Origin of the sequence: Paenarthrobacter sp. NPDC090520 (assembly GCF_044769205.1) — a bacterium.
GTDB lineage: Bacteria > Actinomycetota > Actinomycetes > Actinomycetales > Micrococcaceae > Arthrobacter.
In genome coordinates, this window is sequence record NZ_JBIVXM010000001.1 from 255,960 (window position 1) to 279,774 (window position 23,815).

Below are 23,815 nucleotides of genomic sequence, written 5' to 3' on the forward strand. Positions count from 1 at the left end.
GATAGCGGCTCGGAAAGGGGCTCGACTGTCCGTCAGACCGGCCCCAAACAGAGTCGTTGTCGTGTCACCTGAGTTATTTGGAGGGCACCATGGAGTTCATGATCAGCGGACGAAACCTGACCGTTTCCGATCGCTTTCGCGAATACGCCGGCGAGAAAATCTCAAAGATTGAGTCGCTTGGGGATAAAGTCCAGCGGGTAGACGCCAAGGTTTCCAAGGAAACCAACCCGCGCCAGATACCTGGCCAGCTCACCGTTGAAGTGACCGTCCTGGGCCGCGGCCCCGTTATCCGCGCAGAGGCCACAGCCGCTGACAAATTTGCTGCCTTCGATCTCGCCTACAACAAACTCCTTGAGCGGCTGCGTCGTGCCAAGGACAGGAAGAAGGTGCACCACGGGCGGCACACGCCCAAGGCAGTCCGGGAAGCAACGGCATCCCTTGAGCCCGCCAGTGCCAGTGAGCCGATCTACGCCGAAGCAGGCAACCACCAGGCTCCCGTGCTGCAGGCCGAAGAAGCGTCGCCGTACGACATCGAGAACGACATTCCGGCCGGCGACTCACCGGTCCTCATCCGGCGGAAGGTCTTCCCCGCAGCGTCACTGACTCTCGACGACGCCGTGGACAACATGGAACTCGTGGGACACAACTTCTACCTGTTCCTGGACAAGGAAACCAACGCACCATCCGTGGTTTACCGGCGAAGCGGCTGGACCTATGGTGTGATTACCCTTGACTCAACGTGCGAACCCGGCGAGGACGCTGTTGAGGAAAAGATCCACGCTTACCGTTCCGATGATCAGGCGGCCACAGCCAAGTAGGGCACAGCCGCCTCCATGAAAGGACTTCAATGACCGCTTCGCTGAGCCTGTCCCAGGCACGGCGGATGGCATTGGCAGCCCAAGGATTAGCAAAAGTCCGGCCCACCGGACCTGTCACAAGACGGGCGGTGGGCCGGACTTTTGCCCAACTTCACTTGGTCCAAATCGACTCAGTCAACGTCCTGGCGAGGAGCCACTACCTGCCTTTCTTCTCCAGGCTGGGCAGCTATGACCCCGCAATCCTGCAGGCCATGGCGGGGCGACCACCCCGAAAGATGATGGAGTACTGGGCGCACGAGGCCAGCTTCATCAGGCCGGAGCATTTTCGGGACCTGCTGCTGTGGCAGAAACGCGCCTGGGTTGGCGCCCACCGCATGGACCCGGCTATCCGAGGGGACATGGAGGCACGGATCATGGCCGTACTGGCAGCAAGCCGGCCAATGACGGCCGCTGAGTTGACCGCCACCTTGGGACATGACGAGGAGCCGGGACGGGATAACTGGGGTTGGAACTGGAACGTCGTCAAACGGGTGCTTGAACACCTGTTTGAGGAAGGGCGCATCTCGGCCGCGTCCAGGACCACCCAATTCGAACGGCGCTACACGCTGACGTCAAGGGTGTACCCCGGGGAACCTGCCGCATCCACGGACCTGGAGGAATCCATGGACCGGTTGATCGAGGCCGCAGCCCAGGCCCACGGAATCGGGACAGTGCGGTGTTTCGCGGACTACTTCCGGACGCCCGTGAAAGCCGGTGCGGCGTCAGTCCTGCGGCTGGTCGAGGCGGGACGCCTGGAGAAAGTATCGGTGCAGGGCTGGGCACGGGATACCTACCGGCATGTCGAAGCGAGGGTCCCGCGCAAGGCCGAGGGCCGGGCCTTGTTGAGTCCTTTCGACTCCCTGGTATTTGAGCGGCGCCGCCTCGAGGAACTGTTCGGGTTCCATTACCGCATTGAGATCTACACTCCGGCGGCCAAACGACGCTTCGGGTACTACGTCCTGCCGTTCCTGCTTCGAGAGGAAATGGTTGCCAGGGTGGACCTTAAAGCGGACAGGGCTACCGGACGCCTCTTGGTCCGTTCGGCGTTCGGCGAGCCGGGCGCCCCGGCGGACACCGCCGTCGAGCTTTCTGCCGAACTCAACCTCATGGCCGAATGGTTGGGACTGCAGGACATCGTGGTGGAGCCCGTTGGCGACCTTGCCGCCGGGCTCGCCGACGCGGTGTCCGCAAGGCCTTCCCGGCTGGTCGCCGCAGACAATCCGCTGACAGGGAAAACCGACAACGTGGCCTTGGTCTCTCCCGTAGACTGAAACAGCCAGAATTCGGCAGCATGAGACTGGGAGCAATTTCACGTGGCATCACTAATCGAAAAACTTCTCCGCACGGGTGATAAAAAAACCCTCAAGCAACTGCGGAACTATGCCGATTCCATCAATGCCCTTGAAGAGTCGTTCAAGACGTTCTCCGATGCCGAACTCCGCGAGGAAACCGATCGCCTGCGCTCCAGGCATGAAGACGGCGAGGCCCTGAACGACCTCCTCCCCGAAGCGTTTGCCGCCGTCCGCGAGGCGTCGTCGCGCACCCTGGGAATGCGGCACTTCGACGTCCAGCTCATGGGTGGCGCCGCGTTGCACCTGGGCAACATCGCTGAGATGAAAACCGGTGAGGGTAAAACGCTCGTGGCCACCGCGCCGGCTTACCTTAACGCACTCACTGGCAAGGGCGTGCACGTTGTCACCGTGAACGACTACCTCGCGGAATACCAGTCCGAACTCATGGGACGTGTCTACCGCTTCCTGGGACTTACCAGCGGCTGCATCCTGGCCAACCAGGACCCCGCTGTTCGCCGCGCGCAGTACGCCGCGGACATCACGTACGGTACCAACAACGAATTCGGCTTCGACTACCTGCGCGACAACATGGCGTGGGACTCAAGTGAACTCGTCCAGCGTGGCCACAATTTCGCAATCGTGGATGAAGTGGACTCGATCCTGATCGACGAGGCCCGTACACCGCTGATCATCTCCGGTCCGGCCCAAGGGGACACCAACCGCTGGTACAGCGAGTTCGCCAAGGTGGTCCTGCGCCTCCAGCCCGAGGTGGACTACGAGGTGGACGAAAAGAAGCGCACCGTTGGCGTCCTGGAAGCCGGCATCGAGAAGGTGGAAGATTACCTGGGCATCCAGAACCTCTACGAGTCCGCCAACACACCGCTGATTGGGCTCCTCAACAACGCCATCAAGGCAAAGGAACTCTTCAAGCGGGACAAGGACTATGTCATCCTCGACGGCGAGGTCCTGATCGTTGACGAACACACGGGCCGTATCCTGGCTGGACGCCGCTACAACGAGGGCATGCACCAGGCCATCGAGGCCAAGGAAAACGTTGAGATCAAGGCCGAAAACCAGACCCTGGCCACGGTCACGCTGCAGAACTACTTCCGAATGTACTCGAAGCTTTCCGGCATGACCGGTACTGCCGAGACAGAGGCGGCCGAGTTCATGAGCACCTACAAGCTGGGTGTGGTGCCTATTCCCACCAACCGTGACATGCAGCGCATCGACCAGTCGGACCTCGTGTACAAGAACGAGATCGTCAAGTTCGACGCCGTGGTCAAGGACATCGCGGAGCGGCACGAAAACGGCCAGCCGGTCCTGGTAGGCACCACCAGCGTCGAAAAGAGCGAATACCTCTCCAAGCTGCTGGCCAAGGAGGGCATTCGCCATGAGGTCCTCAATGCGAAAAACCACGCGCGGGAAGCCTCCATTGTGGCGCAGGCGGGTCGCAAGGGCGCCGTCACCGTGGCGACCAACATGGCCGGCCGCGGTACTGACATCATGCTGGGCGGCAACGCGGAATTCACCGCCATCGCCGAACTGGCCAAACGGGGCCTCGACCCGGAGGAAAACTCGGAAGCCTACGAGGCCGCCTGGCCTGAGGCGCTGTCTGCCGCCAAGCAGGCTGTCAAGGACGAGCACGAGGAAGTCCTGGACCTCGGAGGCCTGTACGTCCTGGGCACGGAACGCCATGAGTCCCGGCGCATCGACAACCAGCTGCGTGGACGCTCCGGCCGCCAGGGCGACCCCGGCGAGTCCCGCTTCTACCTCTCCCTCACGGACGACCTCATGCGGTTGTTCAACTCCGGCGCCGCTGAGAGGCTGATGAACAGTTCGGTTCCGGACGACGTCGCGTTGGAGTCCAAACTGGTGTCCCGTGCCATTGCGTCGGCCCAGGGCCAGGTGGAAGCCCGCAATGCTGAACAGCGCAAGAACGTCCTCAAATACGACGATGTCCTGAACCGCCAGCGTGAGGCAATCTACGGGGACCGCCGCAGGATCCTTGAAGGTGACGACCTCCACGAGAAGGTCCAGTATTTCCTGGAAGACACCATCAATTCCCTCATCGACGCTGCCACAGCAGAGGGAACGGGCGACGATTGGGACTTCAACCAGTTGTGGTCCAACCTGAAGACGCTGTACCCGGCAACGGTCACTGCACAGGAAATCATTGAGGAGGCCGGTGGCAAGTCAAAGGTCACGCCTGAGTTCCTTCGTGAGGAGATCCTTTCTGACGCACGGCTGGTCTATCAGGGACGCGAAGAGACCATCGGCGCCGAGAGCATGCGTGAGCTGGAACGCCGCGTGGTGCTTTCCGTGTTGGGCCGCAAATGGCAGGAACACCTCTACGAGATGGATTACCTCAAGGAGGGCATCGGCTTGAGGGCGATGGCACAGCGCGATCCGTTGGTGGAGTACCAGCGCGAGGGCTTCACCATGTTCCAAGCCATGATGGAAGCCATCCGCGAGGAGAGCATTGGATTCCTCTACAACCTGGAGGTGGAAGTTACCCCGGCCGAAGACGTCGTAGTGGCGGACGACACGGCTGCAGGCGCCCACACGGAACACCACGATCCGCAGATCCGCGCGGCTGGATTGCAAGCGCCTGAACGCCCCGCGCAGCTGCAGTACACCGCTCCCGGTGAAGACGGGGCTACCCAGACCCGCATCGAAGCCAGGTCCTCCGGGCGTTCTGGAAATCCTGCCAAGGCAGCTGCCCAAGAGCAGCGAAAGCCTGCCAGGAAGAAGCGCCGGTAACTGTTTACCAACTGCTTGCGTGAAAAGCAGAAGGCCCGTGACCGTCCTCGTTGGACGGTCACGGGCCTTCCTTTTTATCCCCCACGCGTAGCTCAGCCGATCTCCAGCGCTGTAACCTGCCACGTACCGGCGGAGAGTTCCAGCCTCATGGCTATGGCCCGGCACCGGAGATCCTCTGCAACCACGATTGTGGCCTCGTGGATCTCGTCCGATATGTGGCAAACACGGACGGAACGGACCATTGGACTGAGGTGGACCCGTTGCTGTGCCCGAGACCGGACGACGAAGTCCCTTGTCAGGCCAGCCCGGTGCTGGAGCGCCAGATAGCAGTCGGCGTCCAGGAATCGTGCGAGTTGTTGCACAGGCCGGGTGCCGGCCAGGACTTCGACCGCTGCTTGTGCGATGCTGCGTGCCACCAGGCGGACATCGACATTCGCCGCACCCGCGCCCTGCGTGGCGGGCGTTCGTGCCGGTGTCGGGACATCCGTGGGACGGCGAGCCGTGGTTGCAGTCATGGTCAATCCTCAGGAGTAGGCATTCAGAGCCCGGCGTGGGGATTGCCTGGCTCAAGTGGCTTCTTCTGGGATTGGCTTTGGGTGAGTGAACGGTGTCCCTGAGCGGACAGTCTTCAGCTGATGATGGTGGTTCAGTCCATTGGCGGTGGCTGCAGCACTTGACCCGGATGGAGGACGGCGGGATCATCGCCGATGGTGGATCGGTTGGCTGCATACCAGCGCGGCCACTCCCTTGCGACGTCCATGTCAGTGGCCAACGGTCCTGAGCGGCGGGCCGCGATTGTCCAGAGGGTATCGCCATCCTTGACAACGATGCCTGCCTTCCCGGGAGTGCCTGAAGCGTCCCGGGAAGCCGAGCGGCTCAGGAGCCCGGGTTCGACAACTGGCGGACGTGGCATCCACTGCGGGGCGGTCTGACCTCCGGAACATTGCCATTCGGCCGCCCCTTGTGTTGTTGTCCTTGAGGAGCCGGGCTGCCAGCCTGGATCCGGTGGTGTGGCGGAGTGCGCTGCTGCCACGCCCAGCAGGTTGACGCTCAGCAAAGCAAACGTGAGGCGCAGCATGAACCCCGGGCTGTACTTCGCTACCACCCTGGCCCTGGATCTCCGCCCCGACCTTTCCAATGCTGCGGCCAGGAAAGCGAGCACGAAGGTCAAGAGCCACCAGGCAACAATGACCAGGCCGAGGACGTTGGCCGTGAAGCCGAGAAGCTGTTCGACATCGAGGGCTGGCGGTCCGCCGGCATGGCCCCGGTCCGTCAGGAACTGCCCCGCAAGTACCAGGAGGACGCCCAAGGCGAGAATCGTCCCGGCGACAGCAACGTCGTTCCGTTGTGGAGCTTTATCCCGGCCCATTCCGTCCCTGCCCGCATCATGCGTTTTGATGGTGTTTGATGAATTTAGGCCATTCTTGGCATGTTTAGCGCGGTTTGTCCAATCGTCATCTCAGGCTTTGGACGTCGCCTTGGTGCAGTCCTGTTGTAGAGCCTACTCTGGACAGATGAGATGGGACTCTCTATTTGAGGACTTGGAAGCACAATTTTCCGGGGAACGCACGCGGGTGCAGGAAGCGGAAATCTCGGAACGTGCCCGCGTTGAAGTGGCACAGATCGCCCTCGGAGACCGGCTGCGGGGTGCCATTGGCCACGAACTGGTGCTGGTACTTCACGGTGGCGGGCGCATCGCCGGAGTCCTCGGCCACGTGGGCAAGGACTGGTTGCTCATGTCCGAGGGCGCCCGGCAATGGCTGCTGCCTTGGTGGTCCGTCAGCTTTCTCGAAGGCTTGGGTCGGTTGGTCCGGAAGCCGTCTCCGGGTGTCGGAGGAAGCCTGGGTATGGCGGGTGCCCTCAGGGGCTTGGCCAGGAACCGGGCCGGGGTTGCCGTGCACGTAGCTTCGGCGGGGCAGGCCGGCCGCGTCTTCGAGGGTGTCATCGACAGGGTGGGGCCGGACCATCTTGATGTGGCCGTGACCAGGGGCGAGGCGCGGCGGGCAGGGGCTGTGGTCTCGGTTGTCACCGTGCCTTTTACGGCTTTGGCGGCGGTCTGTTCCCTGGGTGGACAGGATTACTAGGGCTGCCTTCCAGCTGTCAGGCAGCCCCGCGCCGTGAGTGGCTAAGCGCTTTTGGTCCTGGATCTTTCGATCATCCGGCTGGCTTCGGCGTATCGCTCCTCAATGTATTGCTCGAGCATCTTCTCTTCGATGCGCCATTGGCCGCGGCCTCCCACTTGGATGGCCTTCAATTCTCCGCTGCGCACCAGCGCATACGCCTGGGGTGAGTTGATCTGCAATTGTTCGGCGACATCCGCCAGGGTCAAGAAACGGGGCATGGGTATATTTTGCCACTGGCTGGCCAATTTGGTGCACTTATCCACAGTTTCGCGCACTTTGCAGCTATTGGCTTTGGCGCTCCCGATCGGCCCGGCAAGAATGGATAGGCCCAACGACATCCTGCATGAGCTGACTGGGGGAGCGCCACGAATGGACCAAAACAACACGAGTTCCGGCGGAAGGCTGAAGAAGCCCTCGTTGAAAGATCCGCGCCTTCTCATTGGACTCCTGCTGGTTCTCGTATCGGTATCGGGCGTCATTGCGGTTGTCGGTTCGGCGGACAAGACCACACCGATGTTTTCCGCCAGGGAACCAATCGCCGTGGGCCAGCAGATCACCCGTGATGACCTCAAGGTGGTCAACGTGCGCCTGGATGAGGTGGAACCGGAGTACATGGCCGTGGCGGATGGATTGACGGAAGGCAAGGTAGCGCTTCAGCGGATAGAGAAAGACCAACTCGTTCCGCGCCGGAGCCTCGGGCAAACGGAGTCCCTCAACCGCAAGCCGGTAGCCATTTCCGTGGAGGAGCCGCTGCCTGTGCAGGTGGTCGCGGGGGCCCGGGTGGACGTCTGGGTGGCGATGCCGGGTTCCAAGCGAGCTTACGACCAGCCAACCCTGTTGCTGCCCGGGGCCGAGATATCGCAGGTAACGCCGGGCTCTACTACTCTGGGCGGTTCAAAGGCCACTGTTGTGCTGGTGCTCGTGACGGACCAGCAGATGCCGGCGTTGCTCGGGGCCCAGGCCAATGCTGCCAAGGTGTCGGTGGTCTGGAACCCCTCTGGCGTAGGCCGATGAGTATTGCAGTTGTCACTTTCGGCCAGGCGACCGAAGCCCTGGTGGGCGGACTTGAACGCTTGCACGGACCAGTCACGGTTGTCAGGCGTTGTTCCGAATTGGCTGAGCTCCTGGCGGCCTGCCAGAGCGGGCTGGCCCAGGCGGCCGTGTTGTCGGAGAGCTCGGGCGATCTGACTGCTTCCTTGGTGGCCCGCCTGGATATTGTCGGGGTTTCCCTTGTTGCCCTGACTGACGATCCGACCGAGGCCGCGCGCCTGCAATCCTTTGGCGTCACTCCGGCGGCGGTGGGTATCGGACCCAGCGAGTTGGCCGGGAAGATATCCGAAGCCGTGGAGATGCGCCGGGAGCGGGGCTGGCAGAAGTCCGTCATGGATGCGGGATTCGCCGAACTGTCTGTCCACTCGTCGGATCCGGTGGAGCCGGCCCCTCCGGAGGATACGCCGGAGCCTGGTCGCGTCATCGCGGTGTGGGGGCCTGCGGGAGCGCCGGGGCGGACCACGGTTGCCGTCAACATCGCTGCCGAACTTGCTGCTGCAGGAGACACCGTGATCCTGATGGATGCTGACAGCTACGGAGCCAGCGCGGCAGCAATGCTTGGCCTGCTCGACGAATCGGCAGGACTTGCCCAGGCCTGTCGATTGGCGGACCAGGGAATCCTGGATGGGGCCGCCTTTGATCGCGCGGCCACCCATGTGAACACCTCGGCCGGGAGCTTCCGGATCCTCAGTGGCATTACCCGCTCGGACCGCTGGACGGAACTGAGGGCCCCGGCCTTGTCCGTAGTCCTCGAACGGGCAAGGCACGCGGCAAGCGTGGTGGTGGTGGACGTGGGATTCTGCCTTGAAGCCGACGAGGAGTTGAGCTTTGACACGATGGCTCCACGCAGGAATGGAGCGACCCTCCGGTGCCTGGAATTGGCCGACGAGGTGATAGCTGTTGGTGCGGCCGACGCTGTTGGCGTCCCCAGGCTGGTCCGTGGCCTCGCCGATCTGGAGATTGCCGCTCCCCACGTCTCACCGAGGATTGTCCTGAACAAAGTCCGGCAGGCATCCGTGGGGAGGTCGCCCCGACGTCAATTGGCGGAGGCGTGGCAGCGCTTTGGGCCGCTGCGAAGCATAGAGGCATACCTCCCGGCGGACTTTCCGGCTTGTGATGCTGCCATGCTCTCCGGGACTGTCCTGCTGGAATCTGCTCCCGGTTCCGCCCTGAGATTGGCCATCGCCGGATTGGTCTGTGCACCTAACCAGCAAAATCGCGAATCTGCTGGACGATCTACCAGAGCTATGCGCCTGCTTAAGCGCTAGGCTCACCCTGTGGGCTGCAGAGTCGCAGCAATCGACAGGTAATGGAGGCGTTGTAGATGTCGTCAGGGTCCAGCGTGGAGGATCGGTCCGATGCAGCAGTTGTCCGGGAGGGGTTCTTCGGTGACTACTACGAGCACCTCGCCGAAGATGACTCCCGGGGTTACTCCCCGGAACTGCTGATTGCCCGGGCCAACAAGCACAAGAAGATCGCGGAGTCCCGCCGGCCCGGCAGTCCGATTGTCGAAGTGGACAGCGAAGCCGACCGAAGTGTCGTCTACATCGTGACCGACGACATGCCCTTCCTTGTGGACTCGGTCAACGCCGAACTGGTACGTCAGAACTGCGCCATCCGCCTGGTGATGCACCCCCTCTTCGTGGTGACGCGCGACCGCGTGTCCGGCGCCTTGAGCAAGGTCTCACGGGTTCCGTCCAACATTGGTATTTCCAGTGGCGACACGGCCGCCCTGCCCAGCGTTGCCCACCTGCTTGGCGACGGCGACAACGCTTCCCACATGGAGTCGTGGATTGCAGTGGAAGTTGACCGCGTCAGCGACGATGCCCGCGGTGAGCTGGTTGCCGGACTGGTGAGGGTCCTGGGAGACGTCAGGGCCGCCGTCGAGGATTGGCCCAAGATGCGGAGCAAGGCCCGTGAGTTGGCTGAAGCGTTGGGGACGGTCTCCCATCCCGAGCAAATCGCGGAACTCCGGCAGGCGCAGGACCTGCTGCGGTGGTTGGACAACGGGAACTTCACCTTCCTCGGCTACCGGGAATATGACCTCATTGATGACAATGGCGAGGATGTCCTGGAACTTCGCGAAGACAGCGGCCTTGGCCTGCTCCGCGCGGGCGACAACACCCGTCAAATCCAACACCTGACCGATGCCGGCCGCAAACGGGCACGTGAAAAGCGTGCCCTGGTCATCACCAAGGCAAACTCGCGGTCAACTGTTCATCGCCCGGCCTACCTTGACTACATCGGCGTTAAGAGCTTTGATGCCGCGGGCAACGTGAACGGCGAACGCCGGTTCATTGGTTTGTTCGCCACCAGTGCCTACACCGGATCTGTCCGAAGCATCCCTATTGTCCGGGACAAGGTGGACGCCGTGCTTCGCAATGCCGGGTTCCCTACCGATTCGCACTCGGGCAAAGACCTCCTGGGCATCCTGGAAACGTATCCCCGCGACGAGTTGTTCCAAATCGAGATCCCCGACCTCGCGGCGACCGCCACGGGAATCCAGAGGCTCCAGGAACGGCGCCGGACCAAGCTCTTCCTCCGGCCCGACATCTACGGTCGGTTCATGTCCGCCGTCGTGTACCTGCCACGTGACAGGTACACCACCAGCGTTCGGCTCAGGATCGAGCAGGAGCTTCGGGAGACTTTCCACGCAGAAAGCATCGACTACGAGGCCAGGATTACGGAATCAGCCCTCGCCCGCGTGTTCTTCCGAATCCGGCTGCCCCGCACCGCTGAACTCGCCGACGTCAACGTCCAGGAGCTGGAGCACAGGCTGATGCGTGCATCCCGTTCCTGGAGCGAGGGCATTGCCGAGGTCCTCCGGGAAAACCGGCCCGGCGACGATGCTGAGGTGTTGTCAACATTGTGGGCCGAAGCTTTCCCGGCGGGTTACCGCGTGGACTACGAGGTGGAAGACGCTCTTGAGGATATTGAGCGTTTCGAAAACTATGGCGCCCAGGCCGAACGTACGGGCGGGGCTGACGCCGGGATCCGTCCGGGTGTGCACGTCTACCTCCCGGAAGGGGCAGGGGAGTCCCTGGAGGAAGACGCCCGGGTAAAGCTCTACCTCATGGAGCCCAAGAGCCTGAGCCAGATACTTCCGTACTTCCACAACCTGGGCTTGGAAGTCCTGGACGAGCGTCCGTTTGAGATCGAAACCGCCGACCACCGCGACTTCTTCCTTTACGACCTCGGTTTGAAGTACCCCTCGGGGATCGATCCGCTCGCAACTGGTGACCTCCTTGCTGATTCCTTCGGTGCTGCCGTGACGGGCTCTGTCGAATCGGACAACTTTGACCGGCTGGTGCTGCGCGAAGGCATTCACTGGCGGCAGGTGACAGTGCTGCGTGCCTACGCCAAATACATGCGGCAGATGGGCAACACCAACTCGTTTGGGTTCATCGCCGACACGCTCTTGGCCAATCCGGACGTTGCCCGCGGGTTGATGGCGTTGTTCGCGGCCCGGTTCGACCCGACGGTGGAAGACGGGCAGCGCCCCGCCCGCCAGGCCGCCGCCCGCTTGTCGCTCACCGAGGCAATCGACCAAGTCGCCACGCTTGACGCCGACCGGGTGCTGCGCACGTTCGTCAACCTGATCGAATCGACGCTGCGGACCAACTACTTCCAGGACAAGGGGTACCTGAGCTTCAAGCTCGATCCCACCACTATCGATGGGCTGCCCTTCCCGCGTCCGATGTACGAGATCTGGGTCTACTCACCCCGTGTCGAGGGCGTCCACCTTCGTTTTGGCAAGGTGGCCCGTGGCGGCCTGCGCTGGTCGGACCGCCGGGAGGACTTCCGCACCGAAATCCTGGGCCTCGTCAAGGCGCAGACCGTGAAGAACGCAGTGATTGTCCCGACAGGAGCGAAGGGCGGATTCTTCGCCAAGAAGCTGCCGAACCCGGCCGTCGACCGTTCGGCCTGGATGGCTGAGGGCATCGAAAGCTACAAGACGTTCATCCGTGGCCTGCTGGACATTACAGACAACCTGGTGACTTCCTCCGACGGCGAGCGGCTTGTCCCGCCGTCGGACGTTGTCCGTCACGACGGCGACGATTCCTACCTGGTGGTCGCGGCGGACAAGGGAACGGCAACGTTCTCCGACACAGCCAACGGGCTGGCCGCCGAATACGGTTTCTGGCTTGGTGACGCTTTTGCGTCCGGCGGTTCAGTGGGTTACGACCATAAGGCCATGGGCATCACAGCCCGCGGCGCGTGGGAATCCGTCAAGCGACACTTCAGCGAACTCGACCTCGATACCCAGACCGAAGAATTCACTGTGGTGGGCGTCGGCGACATGTCAGGCGATGTCTTCGGCAATGGCATGCTGTTGTCGCGCCACATCAGGCTCGTGGCTGCCTTCGATCACCGGCACATCTTCCTCGACCCTGCACCTGACGCAGCCTCCTCGTTTACTGAGCGGCAGCGATTGTTCGAACTGCCGCGCTCGTCATGGGATGACTATGACCGCTCGCTCATCAGCGAGGGCGGCGGTGTCTACGCGCGCCAGGCCAAGACCATCCCCGTCTCCGGGCAGGTCCGCCAGGCGCTGGGATTGCCTGAAGGCACCACCCAACTCAGCCCGCCGGAGTTGCTCCGGGCGATCCTCCTGGCGCCGGCAGACCTGCTGTACAACGGCGGGATCGGCACCTACGTCAAGGCCAGCACGGAAACCAATGCCGTAGTGGGCGACAAGGCCAACGACTCCATCCGCGTGGACGGCAAGGACCTGCGGGTCAAGGTCGTCGGCGAGGGCGGAAACCTTGGCCTGACCCAGCGAGGCCGTATCGAGGCCGCCTTGCAGGGCGTCATCCTCAACACCGACGCGATCGACAACTCAGCCGGAGTGGACTGCTCGGACCACGAGGTCAACATCAAGATCTTCGTGGACCGCATGGTTTCGGCCGGCAAGCTGGACGCGTCCGAACGTGCTGCGTTCCTGGCCGACATGACTGACGAGGTGGGCCGCCTGGTCCTGCAGGACAACATCGACCAGAACATCCTGTTGCTCAACGACCGGACCCGTGTTGCCGAATGGAGCCCCAGCTATGAACGCCTCATGGACTGGCTCGAGAAGTCGGCCGACCTCAAACGCGACCTTGAGGCACTGCCGTCCACCGAGACGCTGCGGCAGCGGCTCGAACAAGGCCAAGGACTGACATCGCCGGAGTTGTCCGTCCTGGCGGCCTACGCCAAGATCGAACTCGGAGCGGCGCTCCGCGACAGCAACCTCGCGGATGATCCTTGGTTCAAGGACACCATCCGCTCGTACTTCCCCAAGCAGCTTCGCGGCAAATTCGACGCCGAACTGGACACCCACCCGCTGCGTCGGGAGATCATCGCTACAGTGGTGGCGAACGACATCATCAACCTGGGCGGCATTACTTTCGCCTTCCGGGCCATCGAGGAGACCTCGGCCAACGAGGTGGCTGTTGCCAAGGCGTTCGTGGCCTTGCGTGAGATCTACGATCTCGATTCGATGATTGACGAACTGAATGCCCTCCCGGCCTCGTTCCCCACTGAGCACTGGAGCGAAGTCCACCTGGACATCCGGCGCCTCCTGGACCGCGCCGTCCGGTGGGTACTGGGCCAGAGCATCGCTTCGCAGCCGATTGCCGAGGTGGTGGAGTCCTTCAAACCGATGATGGCGCCGTTGCGCGGCCGATTGCTTGATTACCTGCGCGGTGAGGACAAGGAACGCATTTCCGGTTGGCTGGACAAGGCCCGTGGCTGGGAACTTCCGGATCACCTGGCACACAGGTGGGCGGAGCTCTTCGAAAGCTATGCGCTTTTGGACATTGCACGGATTGCACAGGCCCGCGACACCAGCGTCGAGGACGTGGCACAGGTCTACTACACCGTGTTCAACCGGTTCCACGCTGATTCGCTGCTGGAACGCATCAGCGCATTGCCCCGTGATGACCGGTGGCAGGCGTTGGCCCGCGCTGCCTTGCGCGATGACCTCTACTCCACCGTGGCGGATATGACGACGTCGGTCCTTGAGTCGAGCGACGCGGGAACCGCCGCCGAGGATCGCCTCAAGGCGTGGGAAGGACAGAACGCCGAGCAACTCGGACGCGCGAAGACCATGTTCGACGAGGTGAATGCCCTCGAAGCCGACGACATGGCCTCACTGTCGGTAGCATTAAGGCTCTTGAGGTCAATCGTCCGACGCTAGCGTGGTGCCCGCGTCGTAACTGGAGGTGCAGTGGCAATCTTTACGGACCCCATCAGGGAACATGCTGATTTCGGGCCGGGAGATGCTGAATGGCTGCACCTCCTGGTCGGCGACTGGCAAATGGTCGCCGACTTGGCGTTCGCGGACCTCGCTTTGTGGTTTCCGCATCCCGAGCTCGGTTACATAGCCCTCGCCCACGTCCGTCCGTCGACATCCCACACGGTGTTCCATGCGGACTTCGTTGGCGAGGGCATCCGCTCCGACCTGCGTCCCTTGGTGGACAAGGCTTGGAACAGCCGCTCGATCGAGCGCTCCAGCGAAACAAGCTGGAGCAGCGAAATGGCCTTGCGTGTTGAGGCCGTTCCGATGGTCCGCAACGGCCGGACCCTCGCTGTAGTGACCTCGCACATGGATTTGTCGAGTTCCCGTATGCCGTCGCGGCTTGAACTGACGTATCGCCAGTGCGCCTATGACCTCCTCCGCATGGGAACCCTTGGGCTCTGGCCGGACTTCGCGTCGCCAACGGGTTCCCGCCGCGGCGCTCCGCGTGTGGGTGACGGCTTGATTCGGCTCGATGCCGACGGCGTGGTGCAGTACGCGAGCCCTAATGGAGTCTCCGCTTTCCGCCGGCTTGGCGAAGTGGAATCCCTCGAGGGCAGGTCACTGGCCGAGGTCACGGCCGGGCTGCTGAAGGACCGCCGGATGGTCGATGAGACGCTGCCTTTGGTGGTCACCGGACGCATGCCCTGGCGCAGCGAAATTGAGTCCCGCGGCGTCAGCCTCTCACTGAGGGCCATTCCCTTGCGGGACGAACAGCATCGCTTTGGCGCCCTGGTCTTGTGCCGCGACGTCTCGGAACTTCGGCGGCGGGAAATGGAGCTGGTGACCAAGGACGCCACGATCCGCGAAATCCATCACCGGGTGAAGAACAACCTCCAGACGGTGGCGGCACTCCTCCGGATGCAATCCCGACGCATGGTCAGCGACGAGGCAAAGCAGGGTTTGGAGCAAGCGATGCGCCGCGTGGCGACCATTGCGCTGGTTCACGAGACGCTGTCCCAGGGGTTGACGCAGAGTGTGGACTTCGATGAACTCATTGGACGCCAATTCAGGCTCTCGGCGGAGGTCGCGTCGCCATCGCAACACGTCCGCACCGAAAGGTCAGGGATGTTCGGTGAGCTGCCCAGCGACTTCGCCACACCCTTGGCCCTTGTGATCAACGAGTTGGTGACCAACGCCGTCGAGCATGGCTTGGAAGGGCGGACCGGGACTGTTTGGCTGTTGGCCGACCGCGCGGCGGGCGACGGAAACGACGAATTCCTGACCGTAACCGTCGCCGACGACGGCGTGGGGCTTCCGGATGGACAGTACGCCGAAGGCCTGGGTCTCCAGATCGTGCGGACGCTCGTGACAAGCGAACTGGGGGGAACCATCCAATGGAGCCCGCGTGACGGTGGGGGTACCGCCGTCGACATCGTCCTCAACCTGGCCCGCGGCTAAGCCGGGTGTCGATGCTTAAGCCGAAAGACCGCGGACCAGATTGGTCCGCGGTCTTTCGCTTTGTGTGTCGCGCGCCTAGGAAGCTCGACGTGCGCGGGCTGCGCGGCGCTTGAGGGCGCGTCGCTCGTCCTCGCTCATGCCGCCCCAGACGCCGGCATCCTGGCCGGACTCAAGGGCCCACTGCAAGCAGGTGTCCACAACGGGGCAGCGGCGGCAAACACTTTTGGCTTCTTCTATCTGGAGAAGTGCAGGTCCCGTGTTTCCGACTGGGAAGAAGAGCTCCGGGTCCTTGTCGAGGCAGGCTGCGCGATTACGCCAATCCATGCTGATCAGTCACTCCATTCGTGTGAGAACTAGGTGAGAGCCTCTTGTGAAAACATTCACGAGAGGCCCCAAAGGAAAGGGGCCCGCACGGGCCCCCTTGGTCATCTGAGTCAAGCGTTTCATGTTAACGCCTTGTAAACAAGGGGTTTTAGTTGGTGAAATGCCCGGAATCCGTGAGCGATGCATCACATCAGCTGCCAGTGCCCTCACTGCTCAATGACTATCTCGGGTAGTGTGCCAGTGTGTCAAGACCTCCCGCCAACCCTGCCCAGCCATCCTCAGGCCACGATGGAAACGACGATTCAACCCGCCTTCCGGCCACGGCGAAATCCGCTGGTCCAGAACAGGACCGGGCCGGCCGGCCGACAGGCATCGTGGTCATCTCCATAGTCGTGGTGCTTGAGGCACTTGCCCTCCTGGGAGCTGCGGCTTGGTATGCCTTTGAACTGCTGAGTGGTGCGCCCGTCCTTACCTTCTGGGGGGCTGTCTTCACTTTGGGGCTGCTGCTGGCGTTCTCAGCCTGGCTGTTCGCGGTGGGACACTTCCTCTTCCGCGGGTACAGGTGGACCAGGGCAGCTGCGCTGGTTGCGCAGCTGTTCGTCCTGACCATTGGATTCCCGACGATGTCCGGCGGGTTGATCCTTCCTGGCCTGGCCATGATTGTTCCGGCACTTGCCGCGCTGGTGTTCCTGTTCCAGCGTCCAGTGATTTCCTACGCGTCACGGACCGGCGGTTCGCAGGGCGCCATTTAGCACTGCCGGCTCTGGTCGAAGACCGCTTGGAAGGGCAGCAGTTCCTTGCCGCTGATCCGCAGACCGCGGCCGGGGATGGCCTGGCCATCCACGGGCAATCGGACGCCGAGGATATCGGCGTCCAGGGGAGACCCGGGTGCCAGGACAATCCCCATGCGGCTGGCTTGCACGTCGTCAATAAGGGGTAACTTTCGGTGCAAAGCCGGGCTTGTGGTTGCGGTCATGATGATGCCGCGCGTCTTTCCCACGAGGCTGGCCAGTGCTTGGCGTGCCTCCGGGTCCAGGGTGTCCGCGTCGTCAACCAGCAACAGGCACTGTGGATCGCAGCTTCCGGACAGGAAACCCATGGCTGCTTTGGCCCAGAACGGTCCGGGTTGTTCTCCTGGCCCGGGGCGGATCCACTGAGCACGGGGGTTGAGAGCCTGAAGCGTGTTGAGGATGGATGTCTTTCCTGAGCCGGGTGTGCCGAGCACAAGGCTCAGGCCCTGCGGCCTGAGAGGCAGTGCCACCGGAACTGCCTCGTCTCCGCCCAGCCCGATCCAGAGGTTCGGCGAATCAAGGGAAGCAGCGCTGCGAACCCTGAGCTCAAACAGTTCCCGATCGAGCCGGCGTGGAAGGGCCCGGATGCGGAACGGTGGTTCTGATGTGCTGGTCCGTCGTTGAAATGGCTCTGTGGGTCCCGCCGGAGCGTCGCGGAATTGGGCGGTGGAGGGTTCACCATGCGCGATGGTACCGAAGACCACGGCCCTTCCCGGGACCGGCTGTGTCTCCGGGAGCCGGGGCCAATGAAACCGTGATTCGTCTGTTGATGCCGTGGGAAAGAAAGCACGGTTTGGAATGGCGGCAAAGAAGCGTGAGCCGAGCAGTTCGCGCTCGCCACAGACCAGCACGGTAACGCCGAGCGCTGTGCCATCCCTGACGATATCGCGGAAAAGGTCTTCCGCCCCGGCCCATTGGCTGCCCCTGAAGGCGGCTTGCCACGCGCACCAGCCCGCCACAACAAGGACCAAGGGCGACTGTTGCCTCCTGGAATGCGCGGAACTGCGTCGCTCGGCCATCTCTTGGGACAGCCGCTCCAGGACCCGTACTGCCAACGGCAGTTCGTGGAGGCCGGCGGCAGCGCCAAACTGGCGTGACTCTCCGGCCTGCCCGAGCATGCCAACGGCGTCGAGGATGTAGAGATGGGGACTGCCCGGGTGGGTTTCAAGAGCGGCTGTTACTGCCTGAAAGCTCTGGTGCATGCCGCTGGCTCCACTGCCGATCATGGCCAGATGGCCTTCGGACTGCGGTGCCCATTGAAGGATCTGAACCGTCTGGCATTCAGGCCTGTCCAACAGGCCGAGATCGACCAGCAGCGCGGAGTCCTGGGGCAACGACGCGTCGCCCTGGCTTTCCGGACCACGCGGTGGGGCAAGTGCAGACAAGTCCGTGTCCCAGGGAATGCCGGACGGGAGCGGAACATGTATGGGAGGGCGCGGGGTACCCCCGCCATGAGCTTGCCATGCCGTCCCTATGGCGGACACCACCGTGGCAAGGCCAGTGCGCGCGGCCTGGCCAGGTCCATCAGGACGTGCCGAGGGTAGGTGTCCCGTGTTCAGGGCGTTGCGCGCAGACTTCACCAATGACGCGTCGCCGGCAGTGCCGGGGGAGTCCCCTCCGCTGACATCCAGGCAGGCTGATTGGAATTCCTCCGGGGCTCCGGACGCCCGGACCAGGAAGGCGCGGCCTGGGATACGGACGGGGATGGCCGCTGCGGCCTTGGAGTTGATGATGTCCATGGATTCGCCGTCAGACTGGACGCGAAGTGCGATGCTGGACGTTACGTTTGCGCGGATATCGGAGGTCAAGGCGCCTTGGGGTCTCTGCGTGGCCATGACCAGGTGGATGCCCAACGACCGGCCGATCGTGGCGATGCGCATAAGTTCGCTCAGGGCCGCAGGGGCCTCGTCCACCAGCATCCGGAATTCGTCGACAACGAGCATCAGGTGGGGGATGGGCAAGGCATCCGCGTGCTGCGAGCGCAGGTACCCGGCAAGATCCGCAGCTCCGGCTGCGGACAGGCGTTCCTCGCGGTACCTGATTTCAGCCCGCAGGGAAGTCAATGCCCGCTCCAGCTCATAACTGGCGAGGTCCGTGAAGATGCCGACGCAGTGTGGCAGTGATGTCAATGGCCCCAGCCCTGAGCCGCCCTTGAAGTCGATGAAAACGAAGACGACGTGCTCCGGAGTGTATTTGAGCGCCAACGAGGCTACGAGTGTCCGAAGCAATTCCGACTTGCCGGAGCCCGTAGTGCCGGCGATCAACAGATGCGGTCCGTCCACATGGAAGTCGAACGTCAGGGGACGGTGCGCGTCCCTGCCGAGGATTGCCTCCAGGTTCTTGTTCCGGCTTTCCGACGTCCAGCGCCGGAGCACGCTCCGGGGCCTCGTTGATGCAAGTTCTTCGAGTGAACATTGTGCGGGTATGACGGGGTTTTGACCGGTGGTTTCCCGCGCTTCCCTGCCCGCGAGATGCCGGCATGCCCGATCGAAAGTGAGTTCCGAAACCAAATCGGGAACGAATGGCAGCGCCGTTCCACCGGCTTTGATTCTGGCTGATACTCCGGAGGCATCGAGTTGGACGACGTTGCCAGGTTCATCGTCCGCCCCGCTGGCATGGATGATGAGCTGCCAGGAGGCAGCTTTCGCTGCAGAGATCAGGGCCTCGTAGTCGTCGAACAGCGGGAAGGGGTCCAGGATGATCAGTTTCCCGGCACGCCTGCCCTCAAACCCGCGGAGGGCGTCCAATGCCGAGGAATTGTCTGAGACAAGAACAAATCCGTCCAGGAACCGGGCGGACAAGGGTAGCCGGTGGGCTTTGCCGAGCAGGATCGCGGGGATGCCCGAGGCCAGGGGAAAGCTGGCCAGCTGCACCAGCATGAAGCGGACCAGACCGTCTATGTGGCGGCGCGGTCCAAGGAGGGTCACTGTTGATAGGGACGGATCCAACGTGACGGGAGCGGCTTCAAGTGCGGGCGGACTGAAAGAGGGGTCCTGCGGTACCACCCGGACGTTGGACAGCACCCTTCCCACACCAAGCCGGAGCCAGACGGGGACGTCCAAGGTGCCGAGGCAAGGGTCTGCCACGCCGGTCTCCGGCGCGGAGGAGGATACGGCAAGGGGAAAGGGGGTAACTTTCCAGCCGGGGCCTTCTCCCACCTGGCCAGCAGCGATGCTGATCTCTGCCGCGGAGGGCGAGCACCGCCGTCGTCGATCTGCGTCTTCGCGGACGGCCCGCTCCAGGGCTGTCCGGAATTCCTGGTGCCCCTTCCTGCCCGCGATAGCCGGAACCAGCAGACTGGCAGCGGAGATGGCCGTAAATCCGAGGAACATCCACATGCCGGTTGCCACTGCGAGCCCCACCCCAACAAAGAGGGGGAGCAAGGCGCCGATGGCAGTCGCCCAACGGTTTCGCGGCGGAGTCTTTCGGTTGACATCGAGCGGTTCCTGCACGGATCTGCCGGCTTCGGGCGGTAGGCCCGGGCTGCCCCCGGTGGACGCGTGGATCGAGAATTCCGAGTTGCCGCAGCGCACCTTCGACGATGAAGTTAAAGCGGAGCGGCGGGCACGCCTGCCGTCTACATGTACTAAGCCGGACGTCTCCTTCAGACGGAGCGCCGTTGCAGAAACTTCCAACAGGGCATGATCACGCGACATACCAGGATCCGGGAGCGAGACATCGCACCTTCCCCGGCCGATGGCGTACCGTCCACGCTCCAGGACGAACACGGCACCGGCGTCAGGCCCCGAGTGCGCCAGCAACATCAACACCGACGCCTGAGCCATATCTGCTTGGGCACCTGTCCCACGCTTGCTGACAGCGCCGTCCACCAACACCGAGCCATTCACCAACGGGGGCTTTCCCACTGTCAACGTCGCCACGTCCACTCCCGCAACGGAGATCACGCCGGCGTCGCGCGCCACTGTCAGCAGATTCTGCAGCCGGTCACCCGGGGTGCCGTCGGCGACATCGATGGAAAGCTCCTCGGACTGCGATTGAAACGCCGCTGCAGGGCCGCGAACAAGAGTGCACTCAAGGGGCATCGGCTGTTCCTTTCGATTGCGCCGGGGAGGGAGCGGGACCTTTGCCTTCGACGCTACGCAGGCAATGCCCTTGTATTCCCTCACTGGGAGCGGCTATGTGGACAACTTTGCTGTGCCTTGCCGCGCAAAGCCGGCTTGACGCGGGTGCATGGTGTCTCGGCTAAGATGAAACTCGTTGTCGCGTGTGCTCAATGAGGAAGGACCTTCACCGGTGATAGTGGTTGCAGAGAGCGCCGATGTTTCAGACGAGGCCGTAATTGGTGAGGGATCCAAGATTTGGCACCTCGCACAAGTCCGCGAAAAGGCCGAATTGGGCACCAATTGCATTGTCGGTCGCGGTGCCTATATCGGCACCGGAGTTAAAATGGGAGACAACTGCAAGGTCCAGAATTACGCGCTCGTTTATGAGCCCGCCGAGCTTGAAGCCGGCGTCTTCATTGGTCCGGCCGTGGTCTTGACGAACGATACCTACCCTCGTGCAGTTGGCCCCGACGGGAGCCTGAAGAGTGCCCACGATTGGGAACCTGTGGGGGTGACCATCCGCGAGGGTGCGTCCATCGGCGCCCGCGCTGTCTGCGTGGCACCGGTAACCATCGGCCGGTGGGCCACCGTTGCCGCGGGAGCAGTCGTGGCCAAGGACGTGCCCGACTTTGCCTTGATGGTTGGCGTTCCCGCGAAGCGGCATGGTTGGGTTGGCAAGGCAGGTTTCCCGTTGAAGCGCAGTGGTGAGCACTGGGTATGTCCAGAAACGGGCGCCACATATGTTGAACAGAACGAGACTCTTCGAGAGGTAGAGGCATGAGCCCCGAATTCATTCCCCCCGCCAAGCCCATCATCGGCGACGACGAGGCAAAAGCCGTCACGGCTGTCATGGCCACCGGGCAGCTCGCCCAAGGCACCGAGGTTGCGGCGTTTGAGCAGGAGTTTTCCCAGGTCCTCCTGGATGGCCGGGCAGCAGTTGCCGTCAACTCGGGCACCTCGGGGCTCCACCTTGGCCTGCTTGCTGCCGGCATTGGTCCGGGCGACGAAGTGATCGTTCCCTCCTTTACTTTCGCGGCCACTGCGAACTCCGTCGCTCTCACGGGAGCAACACCGGTTTTCGCGGACGTCGATCCCGATTACTACACGCTTGACCCTGCTTCGGTTGAGTCCAGGATCACTGACCGCACCGCGGCCATCATGCCGGTCCACCTCTATGGACACCCCTTCGATGTCGACGCGATCGGCGCTTTGGCTGCCAAGCACGGCGTCAAGGTTTTCGAGGACGCAGCACAGGCCCACGGTGCGGCTGTCAACGGCCGCAAGGTTGGTACCTTCGGTGACTTCGCCATGTTCAGCCTCTACCCGACGAAGAACATGACCTCCGGCGAGGGTGGCATGGTGAGCACCGGTTTGGCCGACGTCGAACGACGCCTCCGCCTCCTCCGGAACCAGGGCATGGAGCGCCAGTACGAAAACGAACTGGTTGGCTTCAACTGCCGCATGACCAACATCCATGCGGCAATCGGGCGCGTCCAGCTGACCAAGGTGGAAGCCTGGACCAAGACCCGTCAGGAAAACGCAGCCTTCTTCGACGCCAACATCGAAGGCGTTGTGACCCCGAAGGTCGCTGAAGGCTACGAGCACGTGTACCACCAGTACACCATCCGCATTGCTGACGACCGGGACGGCTTCGCCAAGGCGCTGCGCGAGGAGTACCAGGTGGGCTGCGGTGTCTACTACCCGATCCCCAACCACCAGCTCGCCCCGTTCCGGACATCGGACGATCTCCCCGTCACCGAGGAAGCCGCCACCCACGTGCTGTCGATTCCGGTCCACCCTTCGCTGAGCCAGGATGACCTCGAGCGCATCGTCGCGGCGGTCAATGCTGTTGCGAAGGCAGGTAGCTAGTGGCGAACCTTCGCGCGGGGCTCATCGGGCTGGGCATGATGGGCCGCCATCACGCCCGCGTTATTCGGGAGCTCGAAGGCGTTGACCTCGTTGCCGTGGCGGATTCATTTGGTGATCCGCACAATGTTGCCGATGGCCTCACCGTATACAACACGGTGGAGGAGCTCATTGCGCAGGGGATCGACATGGCAGTTGCAGCCGTTCCCACCATTCTGCACGAGGAAGTGGCGCTCCAGTTGGCTGATGCGGGCATCCACTGCCTGGTGGAAAAGCCCATTGCGAACGACTCCGAGTCGGGCCGGCGCATTGCCGAGGCGTTCGAGTCCAAGGGCCTCATTGGCGCAGTGGGTCACATCGAACGCTTCAACCCCTCCCTGCAGAGCCTCCGCGACAGGCTGGGAAACGGAGACCTCGGCGAGGTCTACCAGATCAGCACCCGTCGCCAGGGACCGTTCCCGGCACGCATCGCGGACGTTGGCGTGGTCAAGGATCTTGCCACGCACGATATCGACCTCACCGCCTGGCTTGCCCAGAGCAACTTCGTCAACGTCGTGGCCCACACGACCTCCCGGAGCGGCCGCGAGCACGAGGACATGGTTACCGCCATCGGCCACCTCAAGAGCGGCGTCGTCACCAACCACATCGTGAACTGGTTGTCGCCCATGAAGGAGCGCACCACGGTGGTCCTCGGCGAGCGTGGAGCCTTCATCGCAGACACCATCTCGGCAGACCTCACGTTTGTGGAGAATGGGACCTTCCAGACTGACTGGGATTCCATCGCGGCATTCCGCGGTGTCTCCGAGGGATCGTCCACGCGCTTCGCCCTGGCCAAGCGGGAGCCCCTCAAGATGGAACACGAGGCTTTCCGCGACGCCGTGCTTGGCAAGTCGCTGAATATTGTCACCATGGCCGAAGGACTGGAAACCCTGCGGGTTGCGGAGGCCGTCCTGGACTCGGCAAAGTCGGGTTCCGTCATCGCTCTTTGAGCTGCCAACCCGGCT

At 62.8% G+C, this 23,815-nt stretch carries 17 protein-coding genes; 12 read left to right on the forward strand and 5 right to left on the reverse strand.

Features of this window, described 5'->3' with window-relative positions; genetic code table 11:
• Nucleotides 1-89: 89 nt before the first annotated feature.
• The 3 genes from hpf to secA are packed head-to-tail and all read left to right on the forward strand — an operon-like array spanning nucleotide 90 to nucleotide 4,912.
• On the forward strand, nucleotides 90-818 hold the full coding sequence (hpf, locus tag ACIQTZ_RS01290) for a ribosome hibernation-promoting factor, HPF/YfiA family (RefSeq protein WP_400329859.1): 729 nt from the start codon (nucleotides 90-92) through the stop codon (nucleotides 816-818).
• Between the two features lie 29 nt (nucleotides 819-847).
• Nucleotides 848-2,128: a winged helix-turn-helix domain-containing protein gene (locus ACIQTZ_RS01295; protein ID WP_402976828.1), complete on the forward strand. Its 1,281-nt coding sequence runs from the start codon at nucleotides 848-850 to the stop codon at nucleotides 2,126-2,128.
• 42 nt (nucleotides 2,129-2,170) lie between these two features.
• On the forward strand, nucleotides 2,171-4,912 hold the full coding sequence (gene secA / locus ACIQTZ_RS01300) for a preprotein translocase subunit SecA (protein ID WP_402976831.1): 2,742 nt from the start codon (nucleotides 2,171-2,173) through the stop codon (nucleotides 4,910-4,912).
• A gap of 92 nt (nucleotides 4,913-5,004) precedes the next feature.
• On the opposite strand, the gene ACIQTZ_RS01305 is transcribed toward secA, so the two are convergent.
• A complete protein-coding gene (locus ACIQTZ_RS01305) occupies nucleotides 5,005-5,427 on the reverse strand; it encodes an Rv3235 family protein (RefSeq protein WP_400329868.1) in 423 nt (140 codons plus the stop codon).
• A 131-nt stretch (nucleotides 5,428-5,558) separates the two neighbouring features.
• Complete coding sequence (locus tag ACIQTZ_RS01310; protein WP_402976835.1) at nucleotides 5,559-6,281, reverse strand: LysM peptidoglycan-binding domain-containing protein; 723 nt, start codon at nucleotides 6,279-6,281, stop codon at nucleotides 5,559-5,561.
• A 172-nt stretch (nucleotides 6,282-6,453) separates the two neighbouring features.
• On the opposite strand from ACIQTZ_RS01310, the gene ACIQTZ_RS01315 reads away from it, so the two are divergent.
• A complete protein-coding gene (locus ACIQTZ_RS01315; protein ID WP_402976838.1) occupies nucleotides 6,454-6,996 on the forward strand; it encodes a hypothetical protein in 543 nt (180 codons plus the stop codon).
• A gap of 41 nt (nucleotides 6,997-7,037) precedes the next feature.
• On the opposite strand, the gene ACIQTZ_RS01320 is transcribed toward ACIQTZ_RS01315, so the two are convergent.
• Complete coding sequence (locus ACIQTZ_RS01320) at nucleotides 7,038-7,253, reverse strand: helix-turn-helix domain-containing protein (RefSeq protein WP_387435750.1); 216 nt, start codon at nucleotides 7,251-7,253, stop codon at nucleotides 7,038-7,040.
• 151 nt (nucleotides 7,254-7,404) lie between these two features.
• Between ACIQTZ_RS01320 and ACIQTZ_RS01325 the strand changes: the two genes are divergently transcribed.
• The 4 genes from ACIQTZ_RS01325 to ACIQTZ_RS01340 are packed head-to-tail and all read left to right on the forward strand — an operon-like array spanning nucleotide 7,405 to nucleotide 15,766.
• Nucleotides 7,405-8,049 carry an SAF domain-containing protein gene (locus ACIQTZ_RS01325; protein WP_402976841.1) on the forward strand — a complete coding sequence of 215 codons (645 nt, stop codon included), beginning with the start codon at nucleotides 7,405-7,407 and terminating at the stop codon, nucleotides 8,047-8,049.
• Nucleotides 8,046-9,353, forward strand: a complete 1,308-nt coding sequence (locus tag ACIQTZ_RS01330) for a CpaE family protein (protein WP_402976844.1) — start codon at nucleotides 8,046-8,048, stop codon at nucleotides 9,351-9,353. Before ACIQTZ_RS01325 ends, ACIQTZ_RS01330 begins: the two co-directional genes overlap by 4 nt.
• Before the next feature lie 56 nt (nucleotides 9,354-9,409).
• Nucleotides 9,410-14,266 (forward strand): NAD-glutamate dehydrogenase, encoded by a 4,857-nt coding sequence (locus tag ACIQTZ_RS01335; protein WP_402976847.1) that lies wholly within the window; start codon nucleotides 9,410-9,412, stop codon nucleotides 14,264-14,266.
• 30 nt (nucleotides 14,267-14,296) lie between these two features.
• Entirely contained in the window at nucleotides 14,297-15,766 is a 1,470-nt protein-coding gene (locus ACIQTZ_RS01340) for a sensor histidine kinase (protein WP_400329891.1), read from the forward strand.
• A 75-nt stretch (nucleotides 15,767-15,841) separates the two neighbouring features.
• On the opposite strand, the gene ACIQTZ_RS01345 is transcribed toward ACIQTZ_RS01340, so the two are convergent.
• The gene (locus ACIQTZ_RS01345) at nucleotides 15,842-16,090 is read right to left on the reverse strand and encodes a WhiB family transcriptional regulator (protein ID WP_003804966.1); all 249 of its coding nucleotides are present in this window, start codon (nucleotides 16,088-16,090) and stop codon (nucleotides 15,842-15,844) included.
• 242 nt (nucleotides 16,091-16,332) lie between these two features.
• Between ACIQTZ_RS01345 and ACIQTZ_RS01350 the strand changes: the two genes are divergently transcribed.
• Nucleotides 16,333-16,842 (forward strand): hypothetical protein, encoded by a 510-nt coding sequence (locus ACIQTZ_RS01350; RefSeq protein WP_402943558.1) that lies wholly within the window; start codon nucleotides 16,333-16,335, stop codon nucleotides 16,840-16,842.
• Here ACIQTZ_RS01350 and ACIQTZ_RS01355 read toward each other — a convergent pair.
• Entirely contained in the window at nucleotides 16,839-20,924 is a 4,086-nt protein-coding gene (locus ACIQTZ_RS01355) for an FtsK/SpoIIIE domain-containing protein (RefSeq protein ID WP_402976850.1), read from the reverse strand. The two genes, ACIQTZ_RS01350 and ACIQTZ_RS01355, sit on opposite strands and share 4 nt — an antisense overlap.
• 184 nt (nucleotides 20,925-21,108) lie before the next feature.
• Here ACIQTZ_RS01355 and ACIQTZ_RS01360 point away from each other — a divergent pair, with 184 nt between their 5' ends.
• The 3 genes from ACIQTZ_RS01360 to ACIQTZ_RS01370 are packed head-to-tail and all read left to right on the forward strand — an operon-like array spanning nucleotide 21,109 to nucleotide 23,800.
• On the forward strand, nucleotides 21,109-21,726 hold the full coding sequence (locus ACIQTZ_RS01360; protein ID WP_400329897.1) for an acyltransferase: 618 nt from the start codon (nucleotides 21,109-21,111) through the stop codon (nucleotides 21,724-21,726).
• Complete coding sequence (locus tag ACIQTZ_RS01365) at nucleotides 21,723-22,814, forward strand: DegT/DnrJ/EryC1/StrS family aminotransferase (protein ID WP_400329899.1); 1,092 nt, start codon at nucleotides 21,723-21,725, stop codon at nucleotides 22,812-22,814. The genes ACIQTZ_RS01360 and ACIQTZ_RS01365 overlap by 4 nt, the downstream gene beginning before the upstream one ends.
• Nucleotides 22,814-23,800: a Gfo/Idh/MocA family oxidoreductase gene (locus ACIQTZ_RS01370; RefSeq protein ID WP_400329902.1), complete on the forward strand. Its 987-nt coding sequence runs from the start codon at nucleotides 22,814-22,816 to the stop codon at nucleotides 23,798-23,800. Before ACIQTZ_RS01365 ends, ACIQTZ_RS01370 begins: the two co-directional genes overlap by 1 nt.
• Nucleotides 23,801-23,815: the final 15 nt, after the last annotated feature.